23 protein-coding genes are annotated in these 17999 nt (G+C 72.2%); 11 read left to right on the plus strand and 12 right to left on the minus strand.

Going from position 1 to position 17999, the window contains the following annotated elements; all coding sequences use genetic code 11:
• Nucleotides 1–37: 37 nt before the first annotated feature.
• Both QMC84_RS04010 and nadA read left to right on the plus strand, forming a co-directional pair.
• Nucleotides 38–919: a GNAT family N-acetyltransferase gene (locus QMC84_RS04010; protein WP_300372010.1), complete on the plus strand. Its 882-nt coding sequence runs from the start codon at nucleotides 38–40 to the stop codon at nucleotides 917–919.
• A gap of 43 nt (nucleotides 920–962) precedes the next feature.
• Nucleotides 963–2147 (plus strand): quinolinate synthase NadA, encoded by a 1185-nt coding sequence (nadA, locus tag QMC84_RS04015; protein ID WP_300372012.1) that lies wholly within the window; start codon nucleotides 963–965, stop codon nucleotides 2145–2147.
• A gap of 154 nt (nucleotides 2148–2301) precedes the next feature.
• Here the strand turns inward: nadA and QMC84_RS04020 are convergent, their stop codons facing one another.
• The 3 genes from QMC84_RS04020 to QMC84_RS04030 are packed head-to-tail and all read right to left on the minus strand — an operon-like array spanning nucleotide 2302 to nucleotide 4638.
• A complete protein-coding gene (locus QMC84_RS04020; protein WP_300372014.1) occupies nucleotides 2302–2877 on the minus strand; it encodes a hypothetical protein in 576 nt (191 codons plus the stop codon).
• Between the two features lie 6 nt (nucleotides 2878–2883).
• Nucleotides 2884–3810: a zinc metalloprotease HtpX gene (gene htpX, locus QMC84_RS04025; RefSeq protein ID WP_300372016.1), complete on the minus strand. Its 927-nt coding sequence runs from the start codon at nucleotides 3808–3810 to the stop codon at nucleotides 2884–2886.
• Between the two features lie 42 nt (nucleotides 3811–3852).
• Nucleotides 3853–4638, minus strand: a complete 786-nt coding sequence (locus QMC84_RS04030; RefSeq protein ID WP_300372018.1) for a PspA/IM30 family protein — start codon at nucleotides 4636–4638, stop codon at nucleotides 3853–3855.
• A gap of 154 nt (nucleotides 4639–4792) precedes the next feature.
• Between QMC84_RS04030 and QMC84_RS04035 the strand changes: the two genes are divergently transcribed.
• Nucleotides 4793–5377 (plus strand): DUF3043 domain-containing protein, encoded by a 585-nt coding sequence (locus tag QMC84_RS04035; protein ID WP_300372020.1) that lies wholly within the window; start codon nucleotides 4793–4795, stop codon nucleotides 5375–5377.
• 9 nt (nucleotides 5378–5386) lie between these two features.
• On the opposite strand, the gene QMC84_RS04040 is transcribed toward QMC84_RS04035, so the two are convergent.
• The 6 genes from QMC84_RS04040 to paaA form a co-directional block, all read right to left on the minus strand.
• Nucleotides 5387–6394, minus strand: a complete 1008-nt coding sequence (locus QMC84_RS04040; protein ID WP_300372023.1) for an aldo/keto reductase family protein — start codon at nucleotides 6392–6394, stop codon at nucleotides 5387–5389.
• Nucleotides 6395–6513: 119 nt separating this feature from the next.
• A complete protein-coding gene (gene paaE / locus QMC84_RS04045) occupies nucleotides 6514–7575 on the minus strand; it encodes a 1,2-phenylacetyl-CoA epoxidase subunit PaaE (protein WP_300372025.1) in 1062 nt (353 codons plus the stop codon).
• A 14-nt stretch (nucleotides 7576–7589) separates the two neighbouring features.
• Nucleotides 7590–8099, minus strand: coding sequence for a 1,2-phenylacetyl-CoA epoxidase subunit PaaD (gene paaD / locus QMC84_RS04050; protein ID WP_300372027.1), 510 nt, complete (start codon nucleotides 8097–8099; stop codon nucleotides 7590–7592).
• On the minus strand, nucleotides 8096–8839 hold the full coding sequence (paaC, locus tag QMC84_RS04055; protein WP_300372029.1) for a 1,2-phenylacetyl-CoA epoxidase subunit PaaC: 744 nt from the start codon (nucleotides 8837–8839) through the stop codon (nucleotides 8096–8098). The genes paaD and paaC overlap by 4 nt, the downstream gene beginning before the upstream one ends.
• 74 nt (nucleotides 8840–8913) lie before the next feature.
• Nucleotides 8914–9195 (minus strand): 1,2-phenylacetyl-CoA epoxidase subunit PaaB, encoded by a 282-nt coding sequence (gene paaB / locus QMC84_RS04060; RefSeq protein ID WP_300372031.1) that lies wholly within the window; start codon nucleotides 9193–9195, stop codon nucleotides 8914–8916.
• Nucleotides 9192–10112, minus strand: coding sequence for a 1,2-phenylacetyl-CoA epoxidase subunit PaaA (gene paaA, locus QMC84_RS04065; protein ID WP_300372033.1), 921 nt, complete (start codon nucleotides 10110–10112; stop codon nucleotides 9192–9194). Before paaA ends, paaB begins: the two co-directional genes overlap by 4 nt.
• 86 nt (nucleotides 10113–10198) lie before the next feature.
• Between paaA and QMC84_RS04070 the strand changes: the two genes are divergently transcribed.
• From QMC84_RS04070 to QMC84_RS04085, 4 genes are all read left to right on the plus strand, one after another.
• On the plus strand, nucleotides 10199–10756 hold the full coding sequence (locus QMC84_RS04070; RefSeq protein WP_300372035.1) for a GNAT family N-acetyltransferase: 558 nt from the start codon (nucleotides 10199–10201) through the stop codon (nucleotides 10754–10756).
• Between the two features lie 97 nt (nucleotides 10757–10853).
• Nucleotides 10854–11042, plus strand: coding sequence for a hypothetical protein (locus tag QMC84_RS04075; protein WP_300372037.1), 189 nt, complete (start codon nucleotides 10854–10856; stop codon nucleotides 11040–11042).
• 24 nt (nucleotides 11043–11066) lie between these two features.
• A complete protein-coding gene (locus tag QMC84_RS04080; protein ID WP_300372039.1) occupies nucleotides 11067–11780 on the plus strand; it encodes an AzlC family ABC transporter permease in 714 nt (237 codons plus the stop codon).
• Entirely contained in the window at nucleotides 11777–12076 is a 300-nt protein-coding gene (locus tag QMC84_RS04085; RefSeq protein ID WP_300372041.1) for an AzlD domain-containing protein, read from the plus strand. Before QMC84_RS04080 ends, QMC84_RS04085 begins: the two co-directional genes overlap by 4 nt.
• A gap of 173 nt (nucleotides 12077–12249) precedes the next feature.
• Here QMC84_RS04085 and QMC84_RS04090 read toward each other — a convergent pair whose 3' ends face one another.
• Together QMC84_RS04090 and dapB are read right to left on the minus strand one after the other, a co-directional pair.
• Nucleotides 12250–13833, minus strand: coding sequence for a M4 family metallopeptidase (locus QMC84_RS04090; RefSeq protein WP_300372043.1), 1584 nt, complete (start codon nucleotides 13831–13833; stop codon nucleotides 12250–12252).
• Between the two features lie 135 nt (nucleotides 13834–13968).
• Entirely contained in the window at nucleotides 13969–14715 is a 747-nt protein-coding gene (dapB, locus tag QMC84_RS04095) for a 4-hydroxy-tetrahydrodipicolinate reductase (RefSeq protein WP_300372045.1), read from the minus strand.
• Nucleotides 14716–14781: 66 nt separating this feature from the next.
• On the opposite strand from dapB, the gene QMC84_RS04100 reads away from it, so the two are divergent.
• The 4 genes from QMC84_RS04100 to QMC84_RS04115 all read left to right on the plus strand — a co-directional run bounded on the left by QMC84_RS04100 (nucleotide 14782) and on the right by QMC84_RS04115 (nucleotide 17192).
• The gene (locus QMC84_RS04100; RefSeq protein WP_300372047.1) at nucleotides 14782–15297 is read left to right on the plus strand and encodes a class I SAM-dependent methyltransferase; all 516 of its coding nucleotides are present in this window, start codon (nucleotides 14782–14784) and stop codon (nucleotides 15295–15297) included.
• A 70-nt stretch (nucleotides 15298–15367) separates the two neighbouring features.
• Nucleotides 15368–15964: a transposase gene (locus QMC84_RS04105; RefSeq protein WP_300372049.1), complete on the plus strand. Its 597-nt coding sequence runs from the start codon at nucleotides 15368–15370 to the stop codon at nucleotides 15962–15964.
• Nucleotides 15961–16512: a hypothetical protein gene (locus QMC84_RS04110; RefSeq protein WP_300372051.1), complete on the plus strand. Its 552-nt coding sequence runs from the start codon at nucleotides 15961–15963 to the stop codon at nucleotides 16510–16512. The genes QMC84_RS04105 and QMC84_RS04110 overlap by 4 nt, the downstream gene beginning before the upstream one ends.
• 74 nt (nucleotides 16513–16586) lie before the next feature.
• Entirely contained in the window at nucleotides 16587–17192 is a 606-nt protein-coding gene (locus QMC84_RS04115) for a carboxymuconolactone decarboxylase family protein (RefSeq protein WP_300372053.1), read from the plus strand.
• Between the two features lie 103 nt (nucleotides 17193–17295).
• Here the strand turns inward: QMC84_RS04115 and QMC84_RS04120 are convergent, their stop codons facing one another.
• The gene (locus QMC84_RS04120) at nucleotides 17296–17994 is read right to left on the minus strand and encodes a hypothetical protein (protein WP_300372055.1); all 699 of its coding nucleotides are present in this window, start codon (nucleotides 17992–17994) and stop codon (nucleotides 17296–17298) included.
• Between the last annotated feature and the right edge of the window lie 5 nt (nucleotides 17995–17999).

The following is a 17999-nucleotide window of genomic DNA, read 5'->3' on the forward strand; positions in this document are numbered from 1 at the left end:
TGACCGCTCCCTCGCTCCCCCGCACTAGGGTGCGCCCGTGGGCGACCTCAGGATCCGGCCGATGACCCCCGCCGACGTCGCGGACGCCGAGCGGGTCAGCGACGAGGGGTTCTACGAGCTCGACATGCGCACCCGCCGCGGGAGCTGGCCGGAGCCGCAACGACGGACCGACCCGCACCGCGAGGCCTGGATGGCGCGCACGCGGCACCTCGTCGGCACCGACCCGCGCGGCTGCTGGGTGGCCGAGGACGGGACCGGCGTGGTCGGGATCGCGACCTCCTTCCGGCGCGAGTCGCTGTGGGGCCTGGCGACGTACGCCGTACTGCCGGGCCGGCAGGGACAGGGCATCGGCAAGCCGCTGCTCGCCGCGGCCCTCGCGCACGGCAGCGGCTGCGTGCGCGGCATGCTGTCGGCGTCCGCGGACCCCCGCGCCGTGCGGATCTACCACCAGGCGGGCTTCGAGCTGCACCCGCAGCTGTTCCTCACCGGCGCCGTCGACCGCACCACGATCCCGGCGGTCGCCAAGGTGCGGGAGGGCTCGGCCTCCGACATCGACCTGATGGACTCCCTCGACCGGGGTCTGCGCGGCGCCGGCCACGGTCCGGACCACGAGCTGATGCTCTCGACCTGGCGGCTGCTGGTCTCCGACACCTCCACCGGCTCTGGGTACGCCTACCTGGACGAGGGCGGGCGCCTGGCCCTGCTCGCGGCGTCCAACCGCCGGACTGCGACCCGGCTCCTGTGGACGGTGCTCGCCGACGGCCCCGCCGAGACGTCGATCGGGCACGTCACCGGTGCGAACCAGTGGGTGCTCGACGTCGGCCTGGCCGCCCGGCTGCGCCTGGACCAGGAGGGCTACCTCGGGCTGCGCGGGATGAAGCCACCCGCGCCGTACGTTCACCATGGTGCGCTGCTCTGAGTCCGCTGCCGAGGCGCGCCGCCGCGAGAATAGGATGCCCAGCATGACGACCACCGACCTCCCCCTCCTCCCGCTCGGCCGAGGCACCGACCTCACTAGCGAACGTGGCGTGGAGTGTCCCGGCGACCTGCCCCCGGCGTCCGACCCGGCGCTGGTCGAACGCGCCCGGGCCGCGAAGGCGGCGCTCGGCGACCGGGTGTTCGTGCTCGGCCACCACTACCAGCGCGACGAGGTCATCCAGTTCGCGGACGTCACCGGCGACTCCTTCAAGCTGGCCCGCGAGGCCGCGGCCCGCCCCGACGCCGAGTTCATCGTCTTCTGCGGCGTGCACTTCATGGCCGAGTCGGCGGACATCCTCACCGGCGAGAGCCAGCAGGTGATCCTGCCCGACCTCGCCGCCGGCTGCTCGATGGCCGACATGGCGCGGCTGACCCAGGTCGAGATGGCGTGGGACGCCCTGGGCGCCGCCGGCGTTGCCGACTCGGTCGTGCCGGTCACCTACATGAACTCCTCGGCCGACATCAAGGCCTTCTGCGGCCGCAACGGCGGCCTGGTCTGCACCTCGAGCAACGCCGAGGTGGCGCTCGAGTGGGCCTTCGAGCAGAAGGGCGGTCTCGAGGGCGACGCGAAGATCTTCTTCCTCCCCGACCAGCACCTCGGCCGCAACACGGCCGTGCTGAAGATGGGCCTGACCGTCGACGACTGCGTGGTGTGGGACCCGTTCCGCCCGGGCGGCGGCCTGACGCCCGAGCAGCTGCGCGCGGCGAAGGTCATCCTGTGGCGCGGCCACTGCTCGGTCCACGGCAAGTTCTCCCCCGACGTCGTCGACGAGCTGCGGGCCACGATCCCCGGCGTGCAGATCCTGGTGCACCCCGAGTGCACCCACGAGGTGGTCCTCAAGGCCGACCTGGTCGGCTCGACCGAGTTCATCATCAAGACGATCGAGGCCGCCCCGTCCGGCTCGAGCTGGTCGATCGGTACCGAGCTGAACCTGGTCCAGCGGCTCGCCGCCGCCCACCCGGACAAGAACATCTCGTTCCTCGACAAGACCGTCTGCTACTGCTCGACGATGAACCGGATCGACCTGCCGCACCTCGTCTGGGCGCTGGAGTCCCTGGTCGCCGGCACCGTCGTCAACCGGATCGAGGTCGACCCCGACACCGCGACCTGGGCGCAGCTCGCCCTCGAGCGGATGCTCGCCCTGCCGGGCAAGTCCCACAAGGACTGACCCCCGCGGGTCACCTAACCGCCGGACCGATCCCGGGGCAGCTCGCGGCGCCGCGATCCTGCCGCCGGCGTACCTGGTCACAATCCCGGCCGAACTGCCCCGCGTTCGGGCCGCGACCCAGGCCCGTGCCTCGACCGTGCTCGACCGGCGGCGGCTACAGCCCGGGGGCGCCCCAGACCGCGAGCCAGCGGCCCAGGTCGCGCTCCATCGGCAGCTCCGCGGCGAGGGTGTCGCGCACCTGGATCTCCAGGAGGTTGTCGCGCTGGCGGGACCCGGGCAGCGGCGCGAACGCGTAGAAGGTGCCCTGCTTGTAGAGGTAGACCAGCCCGACCCGCCGGCCGCTGACGTCGGCGAACGGCACCAGGGAGCACAACAGGCCGCTGCCGAAGTCCTGCGCCTCGAGCGCCGTGTTGACCGCGTGCAGGTCGGTGCACAGCCCGGCCGTGTCGGAGGGGTCGCGATGGGCGACCAGCCAGGTGAAGCCGTACTCGTCGCGTGAGACAGCCACGTCGGGCGCGTCCGGGTCGGCGTCGAGGAGGGCGACGACGTCGTCCTGGGTCTGCTGGAACGCGGCGCCGGCGGCGGCGCGGTAGCAGACCGAGCCCTCGCCGGTGGGCGTCAGTCCGATCGCCGTCTGCAGCGTGATGGCCGCGCTGGGCACGAGGAAGAGCGAGTCGAGGTTGGCGGCCTTGGGCCGGCTGCGGCCGGCGATGACGTTCCAGAAGCCCATGCCGGCCTACGCGGTGGGCCGGCCGAGCTCGGCCTGGATCTTGGCGAGCTGCTCGAGCCGCTGCTCGAGGGTCGGGTGGGTCGAGGTGAGGGTGCGCAGCGAGACGCCCTGGATGGCGGGCGCGAAGAAGAACGCGTTCATCGCGCTCGCCTGGCGCAGGTCGCGCTGCGGGATCTGGTTGATCTCGCCGGTGATCTTCTGCAGCGCGGAGGCCAGGGCCTGCGGCTTCATCGTGAGGTAGGCGCCGGCCCGGTCCGCCGATAGCTCGCGGTAGCGCGAGAGCAGCTTGAGCAGCAGGAAGCTGACGGCGTACGTCACCAGGCTGACCACGAGCACGACCAGCCAGACCGGCAGGCCGCCGCTGTTGTTGTCCCGGCGGCCGCCGCCGAAGAAGGCGCCGTACTGCGAGCCGCGGGTGAGCATGCCCGCGACGATGCCGGCGCTGGACGCGGCGGTCATCACGAGGACGTCCCGGTGGGCGACGTGGGAGAGCTCGTGGGCGAGCACCCCCTCGAGCTCCTCGGCGCTGAGCCGGCGCAGGATGCCGGTGGTGACGACCACGACCGAGCGCTGCGGGGAGCGGCCGGTGGCGAACGCGTTGGGCAGGTCGGTGTCGGCGACGCCGACGCGGGGCTTGGGCATGTCGGCCAGCGCGCAGAGCCGCTCGATCATGTCGTGCAGCTCGGGGGCCTGCTCGCGGCTGACCTCACGGGCCCGCATCGCCTTCATCGCGACGGTGTCGGACTTGTACCACTGGAACCAGACGATCCCGAGGCCGACGACGCCGATCAACACGGCGAGCCCGGGGCTCGACGTCCAGAAGATCGACACCAAGATGGCGATCAGCCCGACGAACAGGGCGCCGAGCAGGAACATCACCAGCGTCATCCGGGCGGTCAGCCCGGCGTCGCCGACGAAACGGGTGCGTGCCATGGGTCCATTCTCCTCGGTGTCACCAAGGACAACGGAGAGGGATCAGGCCTGGTTCCCCTCGGTGGTCTCCTTCTCGCCCTCCGCCTGGAGGATGGCGCCGCCGGCGTCGGCGGGCTCGATCGCCTCCGGGGCCGTGCCGGCCTTGAGCGCGGCGAGCTCGGCCTCGACGTCGGCCTGCGAGCTCATCGCGTCGAGCTCGCGGGCGATGTCGTCGCCCGAGCTCACGGCGCTCACGTCGTCGAGGGCGCCGGAGGCGATCAGCTCGTCGATCGCGCCGGCCCGCGCCTGCATCTGCGCCGTCTTGTCCTCGGCGCGCTGGATCGCGGCGCCCACGTCGCCCATCTCGTCGCCGATGCCGGACATCGCCTCGTTGATCCGGGTCTGGGCCTCCGCGGCGGTATAGGTCGCCTTGATCGTCTCCTTGCGGGTGCGGAAGGACTCGACCTTCGCCTGCAGCCGCTGCTGGGCCAAGGTGAGCTTCTCCTCCTCGCCCTGGAGCTGCGCGTGCTGCGCCTTGAGGTCGTTGATCTGCGTGGTGAGCCCGGACTTGCGGGTCAACGCCTCGCGGGCCAGGTCCTCGCGGCCCATCGCGATCGCCTTCTGGGCCTGGTCCTGGAGCTTGCTGGACTGCTGGTCGAGCTGGTTGACCTGCAGCTCCACGCGCTTGCGGCTGGTCGCGACGTCCGCCACGCCGCGGCGCACCTTGGAGAGCAGCTCGAGCTGGCGCTGATAGCTGTAGTCGAGGGTCTCGCGCGGGTCCTCGGCACGGTCGAGAGCCTTGTTGGCCTTCGAGCGGAAGATCAGGCTGATGCGCTGCCACATACCCATGAGGACGGATCCCTCTCCAGTCAGTCGTCGGCGTACGCCGGTCCGGTGCCCCAGCCTAGGCTCAATGCCAAGCATCGGGGCAAGGACCGGCGCCGGCGCCGGTAGTCTGGTGCCTGACCAGCTCCACCCCGCCCCACCCGTGTTAGGCCACCCGTTGTTCCGTCGCACCAAGTCCGAGACCCCCGCCCCCGGGCCCACCGTCACCAAGGTGGGCGGCAAGGGCCGACCGACCCCCACCCGACGCGAGGCGGAGGCCGCCGCCCGGGCCCGCGCCAAGACGCCCCGCACCCGCAAGGAGCAGGCCGCGGCCCAGCGCGCGGTCCGCGCCGAGTCCAGCCGGTCGGTGCGCCAGGCCATGAAGTCCGGCGACGAGCGCTACTACCCCGCCCGCGACCGCGGCCCCGAGCGGCGCTTCGTCCGCGACTTCGTCGACAGCCGCTTCTCGTTGATCGAGCTGGTCATCCCGCTCCTGCTGGTGACGATGGTGCTGGGCTACTCCGGCAACCGCCAGCTGGCCGCGATCGGCAACACCGTGCTGCTCGTGACCGTGCTGCTGGTCGTCCTCGACATGATCGTGCTGCGGTTCCGCGTGCGCCGCGAGTTCGCCCGCCGGTTCCCGGACGGCTCGGCCAAGGGGCTGACCTACTACGCGATCACCCGGGCGCTGCAGATGAAGTTCATGCGGTTGCCCAAGCCCCAGGTCAAGATCGGCCAGCGGCTCCCCGAGCACTACCGCTGAGCCGGGTCCTCACAGCAGGTCGCGGCGGCGCGGCGTCCTGGTCTGCTCCGGGTCGCGCTCGACGATCGGGTCGACCACCGCGTCGATCGCCTTCAGGGTGTCCTCGTCGAGGCGTACGCCGGCGGCGGCCACATTGTCGGTGACCTGCTCGGGCCGGCTGGCGCCGATGATGGCGGCCGAGACGTTGTCGTTCTGGAGCACCCAGGCGACCGCGAGCTGGGCCATCGAGAGCCCGGCCTGGTCGGCGATCGGCTTGAGCTGCTGGACCCGCTCGAGGACGTCGTCGCGCAGCCAGCGGCCGATCATGTTCGCGCCACCCTTGTCGTCGGTGGCGCGGGAGCCCTCCGGTGCCGGCTGGCCGGGGAGGTACTTGCCGGTCAGCACGCCTTGGGCGATCGGTGACCAGACGATCTGACCGATGCCGAGCTCCTCGCAGGTCGGCACCACCTCGGCCTCGATGACTCGCCAGAGCATGGAGTACTGCGGCTGGCTGGACACCAGCGAGATCCTCAGCTCCCGGGCCAGCTCGTGCGCGGCCCGGATCTGCTCGGCGCGCCACTCCGAGACGCCGATGTAGAGCGCCTTGCCCTGGCGCACGACGTCGGCGAACGCCTCCATCGTCTCCTCGAGCGGGGTCTCGTCGTCATAGCGGTGCGCCTGGTACAGGTCGACGTAGTCGGTGCCGAGCCGGCTCAATGAGCCGTCGATCGACTCCATGATGTGCTTGCGCGACAGGCCGTGGTCGTTGTGGCCGCCCGGTCCGGTCGGCCAGTAGACCTTCGTGAAGATCTCCAGGCCCTCGCGCCGCTCGCCGCGCAGCGCCCGGCCGAGGACGGCCTCGGCGGCGGTGTTGGCGTAGACGTCGGCGGTGTCGAAGGTCGTGATCCCCTCCTCGAGGGCCTGCCGCACGCACGCGGTCGCGGCCTCCTCCTCGACCTGGGAACCGTGCGTCAGCCAGTTGCCGTAGGCGATCTCCGAGATCCTGAGTCCGCTGCTGCCGAGGGTGCGAGTCTGCATGCCTCGACCCTAGTAGACGCGCGTGCGAGCGACCGCGTTGCGGGGACGTCGTACCTGACGCTCGTGTCGCCAACCGACGGCGAGCACGACAGATGCGTCAGGTGCGCGGCCCACGCGGATCACCCGTCGTAGTCGAGGACCACGCGCTCGGAGGTGGGGTGCGCCTGGCAGGTGAGCACGTAGCCGCGCTCGATCTCGTCCGGCTCGAGCGCGTAGTTGGCGTCCATGGCGACGGTGCCCTCGACGAGCCGCGCGCGACAGGTGCCGCACACGCCGCCCTGGCAGGCGAACGGCAGGTCGGAGCGGACCCGCAGCGCCGCCACCAGGACGGGGACGTCGTCGGGACGCAGGTCGAGGTCGGCCGAGCGGCCGCCCAGGCGGACCGTCACCCGCGCCGCGCCCTCGGGCGCGCCGGCGAGGGCCGAGACGGGGGCGCGCTGCACGGGCTCGGCGTGGAAGAGCTCGCTGTGCACGGCGGCAGGGTCGACCCCCAGGGCCGTGAGCGTCGCGCGCAGCTCGGTCACGAGCTGCTGGGGCCCGCAGAGGTACCAGTCGTCCACGTCGTCGGCCGGCACCAGCGCCGCGAGGATCCGCTCCAGCCGGGCGCCGTCGAGCCGTCCCGAGAACAGCTCGACCTCCTGCTGCTCCCGGGACAGCACGTGCACGATCTGGAGCCGAGCCGGGTAGCGGTCCTTGAGGTCGTGGACCTCGTCGAGGAACATCACCGACCGGTGCGTGCGATTGGCGTAGACCAGCAGCACCGACGAGTCCGGCTCGCCCTCGAGCAGCGCCGAGACGATCGAGAGCACGGGCGTGATGCCGGAGCCCGCCGCGATCGCGACGTGGGTACGCCGCGCGGCGGGGTCGACGGCGGCGGTGAACCGGCCGGCCGGGGTCATCACCGCCAGGTGGTCGCCGACCTGAAGTCCGCCCACGACGCCCTGGCTGAACGCGCCACCGGGCAGCCGCTTCACGCCGATCCGCAGCACGCCCGAGGAGGGCGGGGTGCAGATGGAGTAGGAGCGGCGTACGTCGTCACCACCACGGATCGAGACGTGCTGGCCCGGCTCGAACGCGAAGGCCTCGACCAGCGACGCCGGGACGTCGAAGGTCAACGCGACCGCGTCGTCGGTCAGCTCGTCGATCGCCGCGACGCGCAGCGAGTGGAAGGTGGCCGGCACTCAGATCCGCCCCATCAGAGGGCCTTGAAGTGGTCGAACGGCTCACGGCAGCTGCGGCACACCCACAGCGACTTGCAGGCGGTCGACCCGAAGCGGCTGGACTCGCGGGTGTCCAGCGACCCGCACTGGGGGCAGCGCACGCTGAGCGGCACCGCGAGGGGCACGCCGACGGGGCGGGCGCCGGGGGGTGCGATCCCGTAGGCGGCGAGCTTCTCCTTCGCCTCCTCGCTCATCCAGTCCGTCGTCCATGCCGGCGCGAGCACGAACTCGACGTCCACGCGCAGGTAGCCGGCCGCGGTCAGCGCCTCGATCAGGTCGGCGCGGATGGTCTCCATGGCCGGGCACCCGGAGTACGTCGGGGTGATCTGCACGTGCACGCGGCCCTGGTCGTCCTCGGTGACGTCGCGCAGGATCCCGAGGTCGGCGATGGTCACGACCGGCAGCTCGGGGTCCGGGACGTCGGCGGCGATCTTCCACGCCGTCCCCGGGTCGAGGAAGGTGCTCGGCGCCGGTCTCGTCCTCACCAGGTCGCCCCCGGGTGCGAGCGGTGCAGGTGCTGCATCTCGGCGAGGAGGTAGCCGAGCTCCTCCGTGTGCAGGCCCTGTCGGCCGCCGCCGCGCGCCGGGGCGACCTCCGGCACCGTGAGGGTCGCCCGTCGGACCACGGACCCGACGGCGTGCAGGACGGCGGGCCGCAGGGCCGCCGGGTCGACGGCCACGCCGGACGCGACGAGCGTCGGGTCGACCGGGGTGAAGAGCTCTTCGACGTAGGGCCACTCGGCGTCCACGGCCGCCTGCATGCGCCGGTGCGACTCCTCGGTCCCGTCGCCGAGCCGCAGCACCCAGTGGCCGGCGTGGTCGAGGTGGTAGGCCACCTCCTTGACGGCCTTCCCGGCCACCGCGGCCAGCGCGGGGTCGGTGCTGCGCGCGAGGGCGGCGTACAGCTCGGCCTGCCAGGCGGAGAGCACCAGCAGCCTCGCCATCGCGACCCCGAAGTCGCGCTGCTGCCGCTCGACCAGCCACACGTTCCGGAACTCGCGCTCGTCGCGGAGGTAGGCGAGGTCGTCCTCGGTGCGGCCCGCGCCCTCGACGGCGCCGGCGTGGGCGAGCAGTGCCCGGGCCTGGCCGAGCTGGTCGAGGCCGATGTTGGCCAGCGCCACGTCCTCTTCGAGCTGCGGCGCGCGGCTGATCCACCAGCCGGTGCGCTGGGCGGAGACCAGCGCGTCGTCGGCGAGGCCGAGGACGTACTCGAACAGACCGGCCACGTGGCGATCGGGGTCCCCGACGAGTTGTTCGCCGGAGGAGCGAAGCGGAGGAGGAGAGGAACTCGGTGGGGTGGTCATAGATGTTCCACGCCCTCGGGGATGTCGTAGAACGTGGGGTGCCGGTAGATCTTGTCGGCCGCAGGGTCGAAGAACGCATCGCTCTGCCCGGGCTCGGAGGCGACGATCTCGGCCGACGGCACCACCCAGAGCGACACACCCTCCTGACGCCGGGTGTAGACGTCGCGCGCGTTGCGCAGCGCCAGCTCGGCGTCGGGGGCGTGCAGGGAGCCGACGTGCACGTGCGAGAGCCCGCGGCGGGAGCGCACGAACACCTCCCAAAGCGGCCAGTCCCTCATGCGGCCCCCTCGCGCGCGGCCTGCTTGGCCGCGTACGCCGACGCTGCCTCGCGGACCCAGGCGCCGTCCTCGTGCGCCTTGACCCGGTGGGCCATCCGCTGGGCGTTGCAGGGCCCGCGGCCCGAGACCACCTCGGTCAGCTCGGTGAAGTCGATCGCGCCGGAGTCGTAGTGGCCGCGCTCCTCGTTCCAGCGCAGGTCCGGGTCGGGCAGGGACAGCCCGAGCGCCTCGGACTGCGGGACGGTCATGTCGATGAAGCGCTGGCGCAGCTCGTCGTTGGAGAAGCGCTTGATCCCCCAGGCCATCGACTGCGCGGAGTGGGGCGAGTCGGCGTCCGGCGGCCCGAACATCATCAGCGCCGGCCACCAGTAGCGGTCGACCGCGTCCTGGGCCATCGCCTGCTGCGCCGGCGTCCCGTGCGAGAGCGTGTGGAGGATCTCGAAGCCCTGCCGCTGGTGGAAGGACTCCTCCTTGCAGACGCGCACCATCGCCCGGCCGTACGGGCCGTAGGAGCACCGGCACAGCGGGACCTGGTTGACGATCGCGGCACCGTCGACCAGCCAGCCGATGGCGCCGACGTCGGCCCAGGTGAGCGTCGGGTAGTTGAAGATCGAGGAGTACTTCTGCCGGCCGGTGTGCAGCTGGTCCAAGAGGTCCTCGCGGTCGACACCGAGCGTCTCGGCCGCGGCGTACAGGTAGAGCCCGTGCCCGGCCTCGTCCTGCACCTTGGCCATCAGGATCGCCTTGCGGCGCAGGCTCGGCGCGCGGCTGATCCAGTTGCCCTCCGGCTGCATGCCGATGATCTCGGAGTGGGCGTGCTGCGCGATCTGGCGCACCAGCAGGCGCCGGTAGGCGTCGGGCATCTCGTCACGCGGCTCGACGCGGCCGTCGTCGGCCAGCAGCTCCTCGAAGAACACACCGGAACGCTACCATCGCGTGTTACAGATCACAGTGCGGCGTACGCGCCGATGTAACAGCCCGGCGGGACTGCCAGGATGGCGGCATGAGTACCCCTGGCCCCACCGCCGACGTCTCGGTGCGCGTCGCCTGGGCCGATGACGCCCCGGCGATCGCCGAGCTGCAGCTGCGCACCTGGCGCGAGGTGTACGCCGGGATCCTCCCGGCCGAGGCGCTCCCGGGGCCGGACCAGGTCGAGCCGGCGGCCGCCGCGTGGCGGGCCTCGCTGGGCGCACCCAAGGACGCCCGCAACCGGGTGCTGGTCGCCCTCGAGCGCAACCGCGTGGTCGGCCTGGCCGTCACGACCCCCGCCAGCGACCCGGACTGCGACCCGATCGCCGACGCCGAGCTGCGCGAGCTCGCCGTCGACCCGGCCGAGCGGGGCCGCGGCCACGGCTCCCGGCTACTGCAGGCCGCCGTCGACACCATGCAGGCCGACCGGTTCACCCGGGCCGTGCTCTGGGCGGTCAGCACCGACGACGCCCTGCGCACCTTCCTCACCGAGGCGGGCTGGGCACCCGACGGCGCCCACCGCGAGCTCGACCTGGACGGCGAGGGCACGACCCTGGTCAAGCAGGTCCGGCTGCACACCGCACTCTCCTGACCCGTTGCTCTTGAAATCCCGGGCCACGGGTGCACGATGGAGGTCCACTCCAGATCGGGGGACACTCGTGTTCGGTCCACTCCCGCCACTGCATCGCATGCTCGTCATCGTCACCGTCCTCGCGGTAGGCGTCGGCTCCGGGATCTGGATCGCACACTTCGCCAGTGCCCCCGCCGCCGCGGCGGCCGGCGCGGCGTGGGGCGCGCTGGCCGGGTTGCTGCTGGGGTACGTGCTCCTGCACGACTTCCACCACAGTCCACGCCCCGTGCGCGTGCGCCGGCACTGACCCGACGCCGACTACCGTCGGGGCGTGAGCGCCGCGCCCTCGTCCGATCCAGCGCCGGCTGACGGCCTCGACCCGCCGACCCGGTCCGCGATCATCCGCGACAGCCTCGGCGTCGGCATCGCGACCGGGGCGTACGGCGTCGGCTTCGGCGCCGTGTCGGTGGCCGCCGGGCTGTCCGTCGCCCAGACGTGCGTGCTGTCACTGCTGGTCTTCACCGGCGCGAGCCAGTTCGCCCTCGTCGGCGTGGTCGCCGCCGGCGGTGCGCCGCTCTCCGGCGCCCTGACGGCCCTGCTGCTCGGCACCCGCAACACTCTCTACGGCCTGCGGATGGCGCCGCTGCTCGCCTGGAGCGGCTGGCGCCGGGTCCTCGGCGCCCACGTCCTCATCGACGAGTCGACGGCGATGGCGGTGACCCGGACCTCGACGCCCGCGGCCCGGCTGGCGTTCACCTGGACCGGCGGCTCGATCTTCGTGCTCTGGAACGTGGCGACCGCCGCCGGGGCCGTGGCGGGCAACGCGCTCGGGGACCCGCGCACGTACGGCCTGGACGCGGCCGTCGGCGCGGCGTTCCTCGCGCTGCTGTGGCCGCGGCTGCACTCGCGCCGCAACCAGCTGGTCGGCGCGGCCGCCGCGGCCGTCGCCCTCGGCGTGGTGCCGCTGGTGCCTGCCGGGGTGCCGGTCCTCGCCGCGGCGGGCGTCGCGCTGGTCGCGGGCGTGCTCGTGAGGGACGAACGATGATGTGGGTGGCCGTCGCGGTCTCGGCGGCGGGCTGCTACCTGCTCAAGCTGGCCGGCCTGTCGGTCCCGTCCCGGGTCCTCGAGCGCCCGGTGGTCGAACGCATCGCCGACCTGATCCCCGTGGCCCTGCTCTCGGCGCTCGTCGCGGTCCAGGTGATGGCCCGAGGGCACGAGCTCGTGATCGATGCTCGCGCCCTCGGGATCGTGGTGGCGGTGGTGCTGCTCCTGGTGCGGGCGCCGTTCCTCGTCGTGGTGTTCGGCGCCGCCCTGGCGGCGGCTCTGGTCCGCCTGCTCTGACCGAACCGCTGGACCGGCTGGTCCGACCGGTGCACTACCGCCGGCTGCACCGCCACGTCCGGAGCGATCGCCCAGGTGGCGGTGGAAGCGAAAGCAGGGCGGTGACCGCGACGGTCACCGCCCTGCGTCGCTCTCCGGGATCTCGACAAGCTCGATCACCGGTACCGGGACCGTCAGTTGACGCTGACCGCGCTCCAGGCAGCGGCCACCGCGTTCTGCTGGGCGCTCCCGGCGCCGTACAGGTCCCGAGCAGCGTTCAACGTGGCGGTGCGCGCGCCGGAGTAGCTCGTGCTGGAGGTCATGTAGACCGTCAGCGCGCGGTACCAGATCGCGCTCGCGGCGTCCCGGCCGATGCCGGTCACCGTCGAGCCGTTGCAGGTCGGGCTGTTGTGGGCGACGCCGCCGATGGTCTTGGCGCCCGAGCCCTCGGCCAGCAGGTAGAAGAAGTGGTTCCCGACGCCCGAGGAGTAGTGCACGTCGGCGGTGCCGACCGTCGAGGACCAGCAGTTGAATGAGGAGCCGTCGGAGGCCGGGTTGTCCATGCGGCGGAAGCCGAGGTGGTTCTTGAGGTCGAACTCCTCGCCGATCAGGTAGTCGCCCGGGTCGTTGGCGTTGGCGGCGTAGAACTCCACCATCGTGCCGAAGATGTCGGACGTGGACTCGTTGAGCCCACCGGACTCACCGGAGTAGTTCAGCCCGGCGGTGTTCTCGGTGACGCCGTGCGACATCTCGTGCCCGGCGACGTCCAGGGAGACGAGCGGGCCGTAGCTGGTGCCGTCGCCGTCGCCGTACGTCATCTTGGTGCCGTCCCAGAACGCGTTGACGTAGTTCTTGCCGTAGTGGACCCGGTTGAAGGAGCCGGCACCGGTGCCGAAGATGCCGTTGCGGCCGTAGGTCGACTTGTAGAAGTCCCACGTCATGTTCGTGCCGTACTGCGCGTCGACGGCGGCCGACTCACGGCTGCTGGTCGAGCCGTTGCCGAACAGGTTGTCCGGGCTGGTGAAGAGGGTGCCGGTCTTGCAGTTGAACCCGAAGTACTGGCAGCCCAGCGAGTCGGAGGCGTTGCCCATGTCGGTCGTGTACGTGTTGCCCCGGGTCGGGTCCTTGAGCTGGTACGTCGAGCCCGAGAGCGTGAGCTGCAGCGGCACGGTCCCGGAGTAGAGCGACTGGCCCGAGCCGTCCACGGTCTGGATCTGCTGCTCGCGACGGATCACCGCGCCGGTCCGGGCGTCGACGTACGTCGCGAGCCGGCTCGGCGTGCCGTCCCTCTGGGTGCCTCCGGTGAGGACCTCCCACGCGAGCCGGGGGGCGCCGCTGGTGGCGTCCACGACCAGCCGCTCGGTCGCTGCCCTGGCACCGGCGATGCCGCGCGTCGCCCTGGCCGGCGCAAGCGCGCGGTCGGCCGCGGCGGGCTTGCCGACCACCGGCGTCGTCGCGACGTGCACCTCGTCCTCGAGGGTCTGGCTCACACCACGCCAGCCCTCCTGGGCGCCCCGGTGGACGACGAGGTCGCCACCCAGCACCGGCAGGCCTCGGTAGGTGCGGTCCATGCGGACGTGGGTGCTGCCGTCGGCGTCGGTCACGGTGTGGGTGATCGTGAATGCGGTGCCCCGGCTGGCCAGCGCCGCGCCGGGGTGGGCGAGCAGGGCCTGGATCGCGTTCGGCCGCTCGGTCGCGGCCTGGCTGCCGCCGGACTGGATGCCGACGGCGGTGAGAGCGAGAACCGCCGCGGTGGCGACGCCCGAGATTCTGCGCATGTGAGGTCCTTCTTCATCGAGGGATGGGGCTGCGAAGGAGACGTAGCCTGCCAGCCACAACGGGGTCAGGAGGCCCCTGCTACGTGCGGATTCCTGCAATGCAGGAACGTGCAGAAGCGGCGATCTTCCGCACCCTCAGTCCAGGTCGAGGAAGTGCTCCAGGCCGACGGTGAGCCCGGGGTGGTCGGCGATCGCCCGCAGCCCGGTGAGCACGCCGGGGGCGAACGAGGCCCGGTCCAGCGAGTCGTGCCGGATGGTCAGGGTCTCCCCCACGCCGCCGAGGATCACCTCCTGGTGGGCGACCAGGCCGCGGATGCGCAGGCCGTGCACGCGGATCCCGTCGACGTCCGCGCCGCGCGCGCCCTCCAGCGCCGTGGAGGTCGCGTCCGGCACCGGCCCGACACCGGCCGCGCGGCGCGCTGCCGCGATCAGCTCCGCCGTACGACGCGCGGTGCCGGAAGGCGCGTCGGCCTTCGTGGGGTGGTGCAGCTCGACGACCTCGACCGACTCGAAGAACGGTGCCGCGACGGCGGCGAAGCGCATCATCAGGATCGCGCCGATCGAGAAGTTGGGCGCGACCAGGACCCCGGTGGCCGGGGAGTCGGCGAGCCAGCGGCGCAGCAGGTCGAGACGGGACTCGTCGAACCCGGTCGTGCCGACCACGGCGTGGATGCCGTGGTCGATGCAGAACTCCAGGCTGTCCATGACGACGTCGGGATGCGTGAAGTCCACGACCGCCTGGGCCCCCGACGTCACCAGCGTGTCGATGTCGTCGTCGACATCGACCTGCGCGACCAGCTCCAGGTCGTCGGCGGCCTCGACCGCACGGCACACCTCGGAGCCGACCTTGCCGCGCGCGCCCAGCACACCTACCTTCATCACGCGGACAACCTACTCGTGGGTGGGCCGCTCCTGCCCGCGCTGCTCGGCTTCTGGCAGTCTGGAGCCATGGCAGTGCAGACGATCCCGCCCCGGATCAGGTGGGCGGTGGACATCATGGACGTCCAGCCGTCCGACCACGTCCTGGAGATCGGCTGCGGGCCAGGTGCCGGCGCGGAGCTGATCTGCGAGCGGCTCGAGACCGGCAAGCTGTTCGCGATCGACCGCTCCGAGTCGGGGGTCGACCGCACGAAGCGGCGCTGCGCCCGGTTCGTGGAGTCGGGGCGGCTGACCGTGCGGCAGATCGACCTGGCCACCCTGCGGGTGCCGGTCAAGCGGCTGAACAAGGTGTTCTCGTTCAACGTCAACCTGTTCTGGGTGCGCTCCTGCGCCGACGAGGTGGCGCTCCTGCACGAGCGGGTGGTCCCGGGCGGCGAGGTGTTCTTGTTCTACGAGGCGAGCCGCCCCGAGCTGGTCCCGACGATCGTCAGGAAGGCCTCGGCCGCGCTCGCCGACGGTGGCTTCCGGGTCTCGGTCGTCGACCAGAAGGCGCCGCCGGTGGTCGGCATCATCGGCCGTCGTTAAGGATATTTCCTGAACTGATCTTTACATTAGGTTATTCTCTAATGTAGTGTCCACGTCAGGAGGGAGCCTCATGCCGAGCGTGATCGTGTTGACCGTGGACCAGCGCGGCAGCCGCCACTCCGAGGACCTGATCCCGGACGCGCTCGAGCGCCTCGCGCCGCTGCCGACGCTGCTGGCCTTCGAGCGGACCGCGGGCGACGAGCTCCAGGGCGTCCTGGACGATCCCGACGCGGTCGCCGCCGCGCTCGGTGAGCTGCTGCGCGCCGACGCGTGGTACGTCGGCATCGGCGTCGGCCCGGTCGAGGAGCCGCTCCCGGACCACGCGCGGGCCGGCCGTGGCCCGGCGTACCTCCAGGCCCGCGCGGCCGTCTCCGGGGCCAAGACGAGCCCCTGGCACGTGCGCGTCGCCGCCGACCACTGGGCCGGGCGCGCGCTCGAGACCACGCTGTGGCTGTGGGCCGCGGTACTCGCCCGGCGTACCGCCCGCGGGTGGGAGGTCGCCGACCTCGTCGCCCAGGGCCTGTCGTACGCCGAGGCCGGCAACCGCCTGCGCATCAGCCAGTCCGCGGTCAGCCAGCGCGCGCAGGCCGCGGGCATCGTCGAGGCCCGCCGCGCCGAGGAGCTCGCGGCGGTCCTCGCCCGGACCCTGCTGGAGGAGGAGCGGTGAGCGCCGACGACTGGGGAGCGCTGACGCTCGTGCTGCTGGCCGCCGGCCTGGTCTGCGCGAGCGCCGCGTGGGCCACGGCGGCGCGCCGGGTCTGGGCCCCGCCGGCCCTGCTCCTGCTGCTGGCCGCCGGGATCGTCGCCGCGGCGCCTCCCGACGTCCAGGTCGACGGCCGCGGGCTGACGACCGTGCTGGTGCTCCTCGGCGGCGCGCTCGCGGTGGCCGGCGGCGGACCGCTCACCGCGCTGGTCTTCGATCTCGTCGACCGGCGCGAGAGCGCCCCGGAGTCGCTGGAGACCGCCGGCCGGGTACTGCGCGGCGGCGCCTGGATCGGGGCCCTGGAGCGCCTCGCGATCTTCTCCACCATCGCGGCCGGCTGGCCCGAGGGGCTCGCCGTCGTCCTGGCGGTCAAGGGTCTGGGCCGCTACCCCGAGCTGCGCGCCGCCGAGGACGGCGTCCGCACCGGTGCCGCCGAGCGCTTCATCATCGGCACCCTCACCAGCGTGCTGTGGGCCTGCGGCTGCGCCGGTGTCGTGCTCCTGGTGCGGTAGCCGGCGGCTCGCCCGGCAGGTGCGGTCGGGCCCACCCGGTGTCACATCCGCGGCCCGTCCGGTGTCTCCATGACATGACCACACCCACCATGGAGCACACGACCCGCATCCCCCCGGCCGAGATCACCGGCGTCAAGGGGGCTCTGATCAAGAGGATGATCGAGAAGAAGCTGGGCAAGGTCCCGACGGCGGTCGGGCTCTACTGGCACAACCCCAAGGTGCTGTTCGCCAGCTTCGGCCTCGGTGGCAAGGTGCAGAAGTGGGATGCCTGCGACGAGGGCCTGAAGTCGTTCGCCCACATGGCGGTCGCGTCCCTGGTCGGCTGCACGTGGTGCCTGGACTTCAACTACTTCGAGGCGCGGAACAAGGGGCTCGACGTGGCGAAGGCACGCGAGATCCCGCGGTGGCGGGAGGCGGACGTCTTCACGCCGCTGGAACGCGATGTCCTCGAGTACGCCGAGGCGATGAGCCAGACGCCGCCGACCGTCACCGACGAGCTCGTGGACCGGCTGCACGCCGAGCTGGGCGCTGCGGCGATCGTCGAGCTCACCTCGGTGATCGCGTTCGCGAACATGACCACCCGCGGCAACGTGGCGCTCGGCATCGAGTCCGACGGCTTCGCCGCCGCGTGCGGCCTGAAGCCGCTGGCGGAGCGGCCGCCCGTAGCGTCCGGGTCATGAGTGCGGACCCGTTCGTCGCCCACCGCTAGCGAGCCTCCCGGCGCACCTGACGCAACTGCTCGTGGGAGCGCCCGCGGAGGACAGATGCGTCAGGTGCGTGAGGCTAGGCCGCGCCTACGGGCTGCGCGCGGTCGGGGACCAGCGCGGCGTCGGTGATCGTCACACCGGGCCCCTTGACGACGGCGAAGAACACCGTCTGCCCCAGCAGGATGTCGACCTCGGCCGGTTCGGGTCGGCCGTCGCTGATCATGACGAGCGTCCCGTCCCCGAGGCGGGACTGCCACGCGCGCAGCTCCTCGGTGTTGCGCGGCTGGGGATCGGCGACCCGCACGACCCCGCGGAGCCCGGAGCCGTTGGCGTCGACGTACTCGTGCTCCCCCGGCGTCGTGAAGACGTGGGTGTAGCCGCACTCGTTGGTCAGGGCGGTGTTGCCGAGGAACTCCTTCTGGCCGGCCACGGCGAACGGCCTGGTGGCGGCGTCGGGCGAGTTCCACACGACCATGTCGCCGACCTCGACCGTGACCCGCTCCTGGTCCGGCACGAACCGGCCCGGATCGGCGGTGCGCTCGTCGCAGCAGTCGCCGTGGCGCTCCTTGAGGAAGCGGACCGTGACGGTCGTCTGGTGCATGTCGCGGTCCCGCTTCGCGGCGGTCTCGACGACCTCGACGACGTACGGGAAGTCCCCGCTCGCGCCGGCTCCGCCGGCGGGGACGAGGGCGTAGGGGTAGCTGCCCGGCTTCATGAATCGCTGGCCGTAGCAGTCGGTGTTTCGCAGCGCGCGGCTGTCCAGGATCTCGGTCATGGCAG

It is taken from the genome of Nocardioides sp. (assembly GCF_030019515.1).
Classification (GTDB): domain Bacteria; phylum Actinomycetota; class Actinomycetes; order Propionibacteriales; family Nocardioidaceae; genus Nocardioides.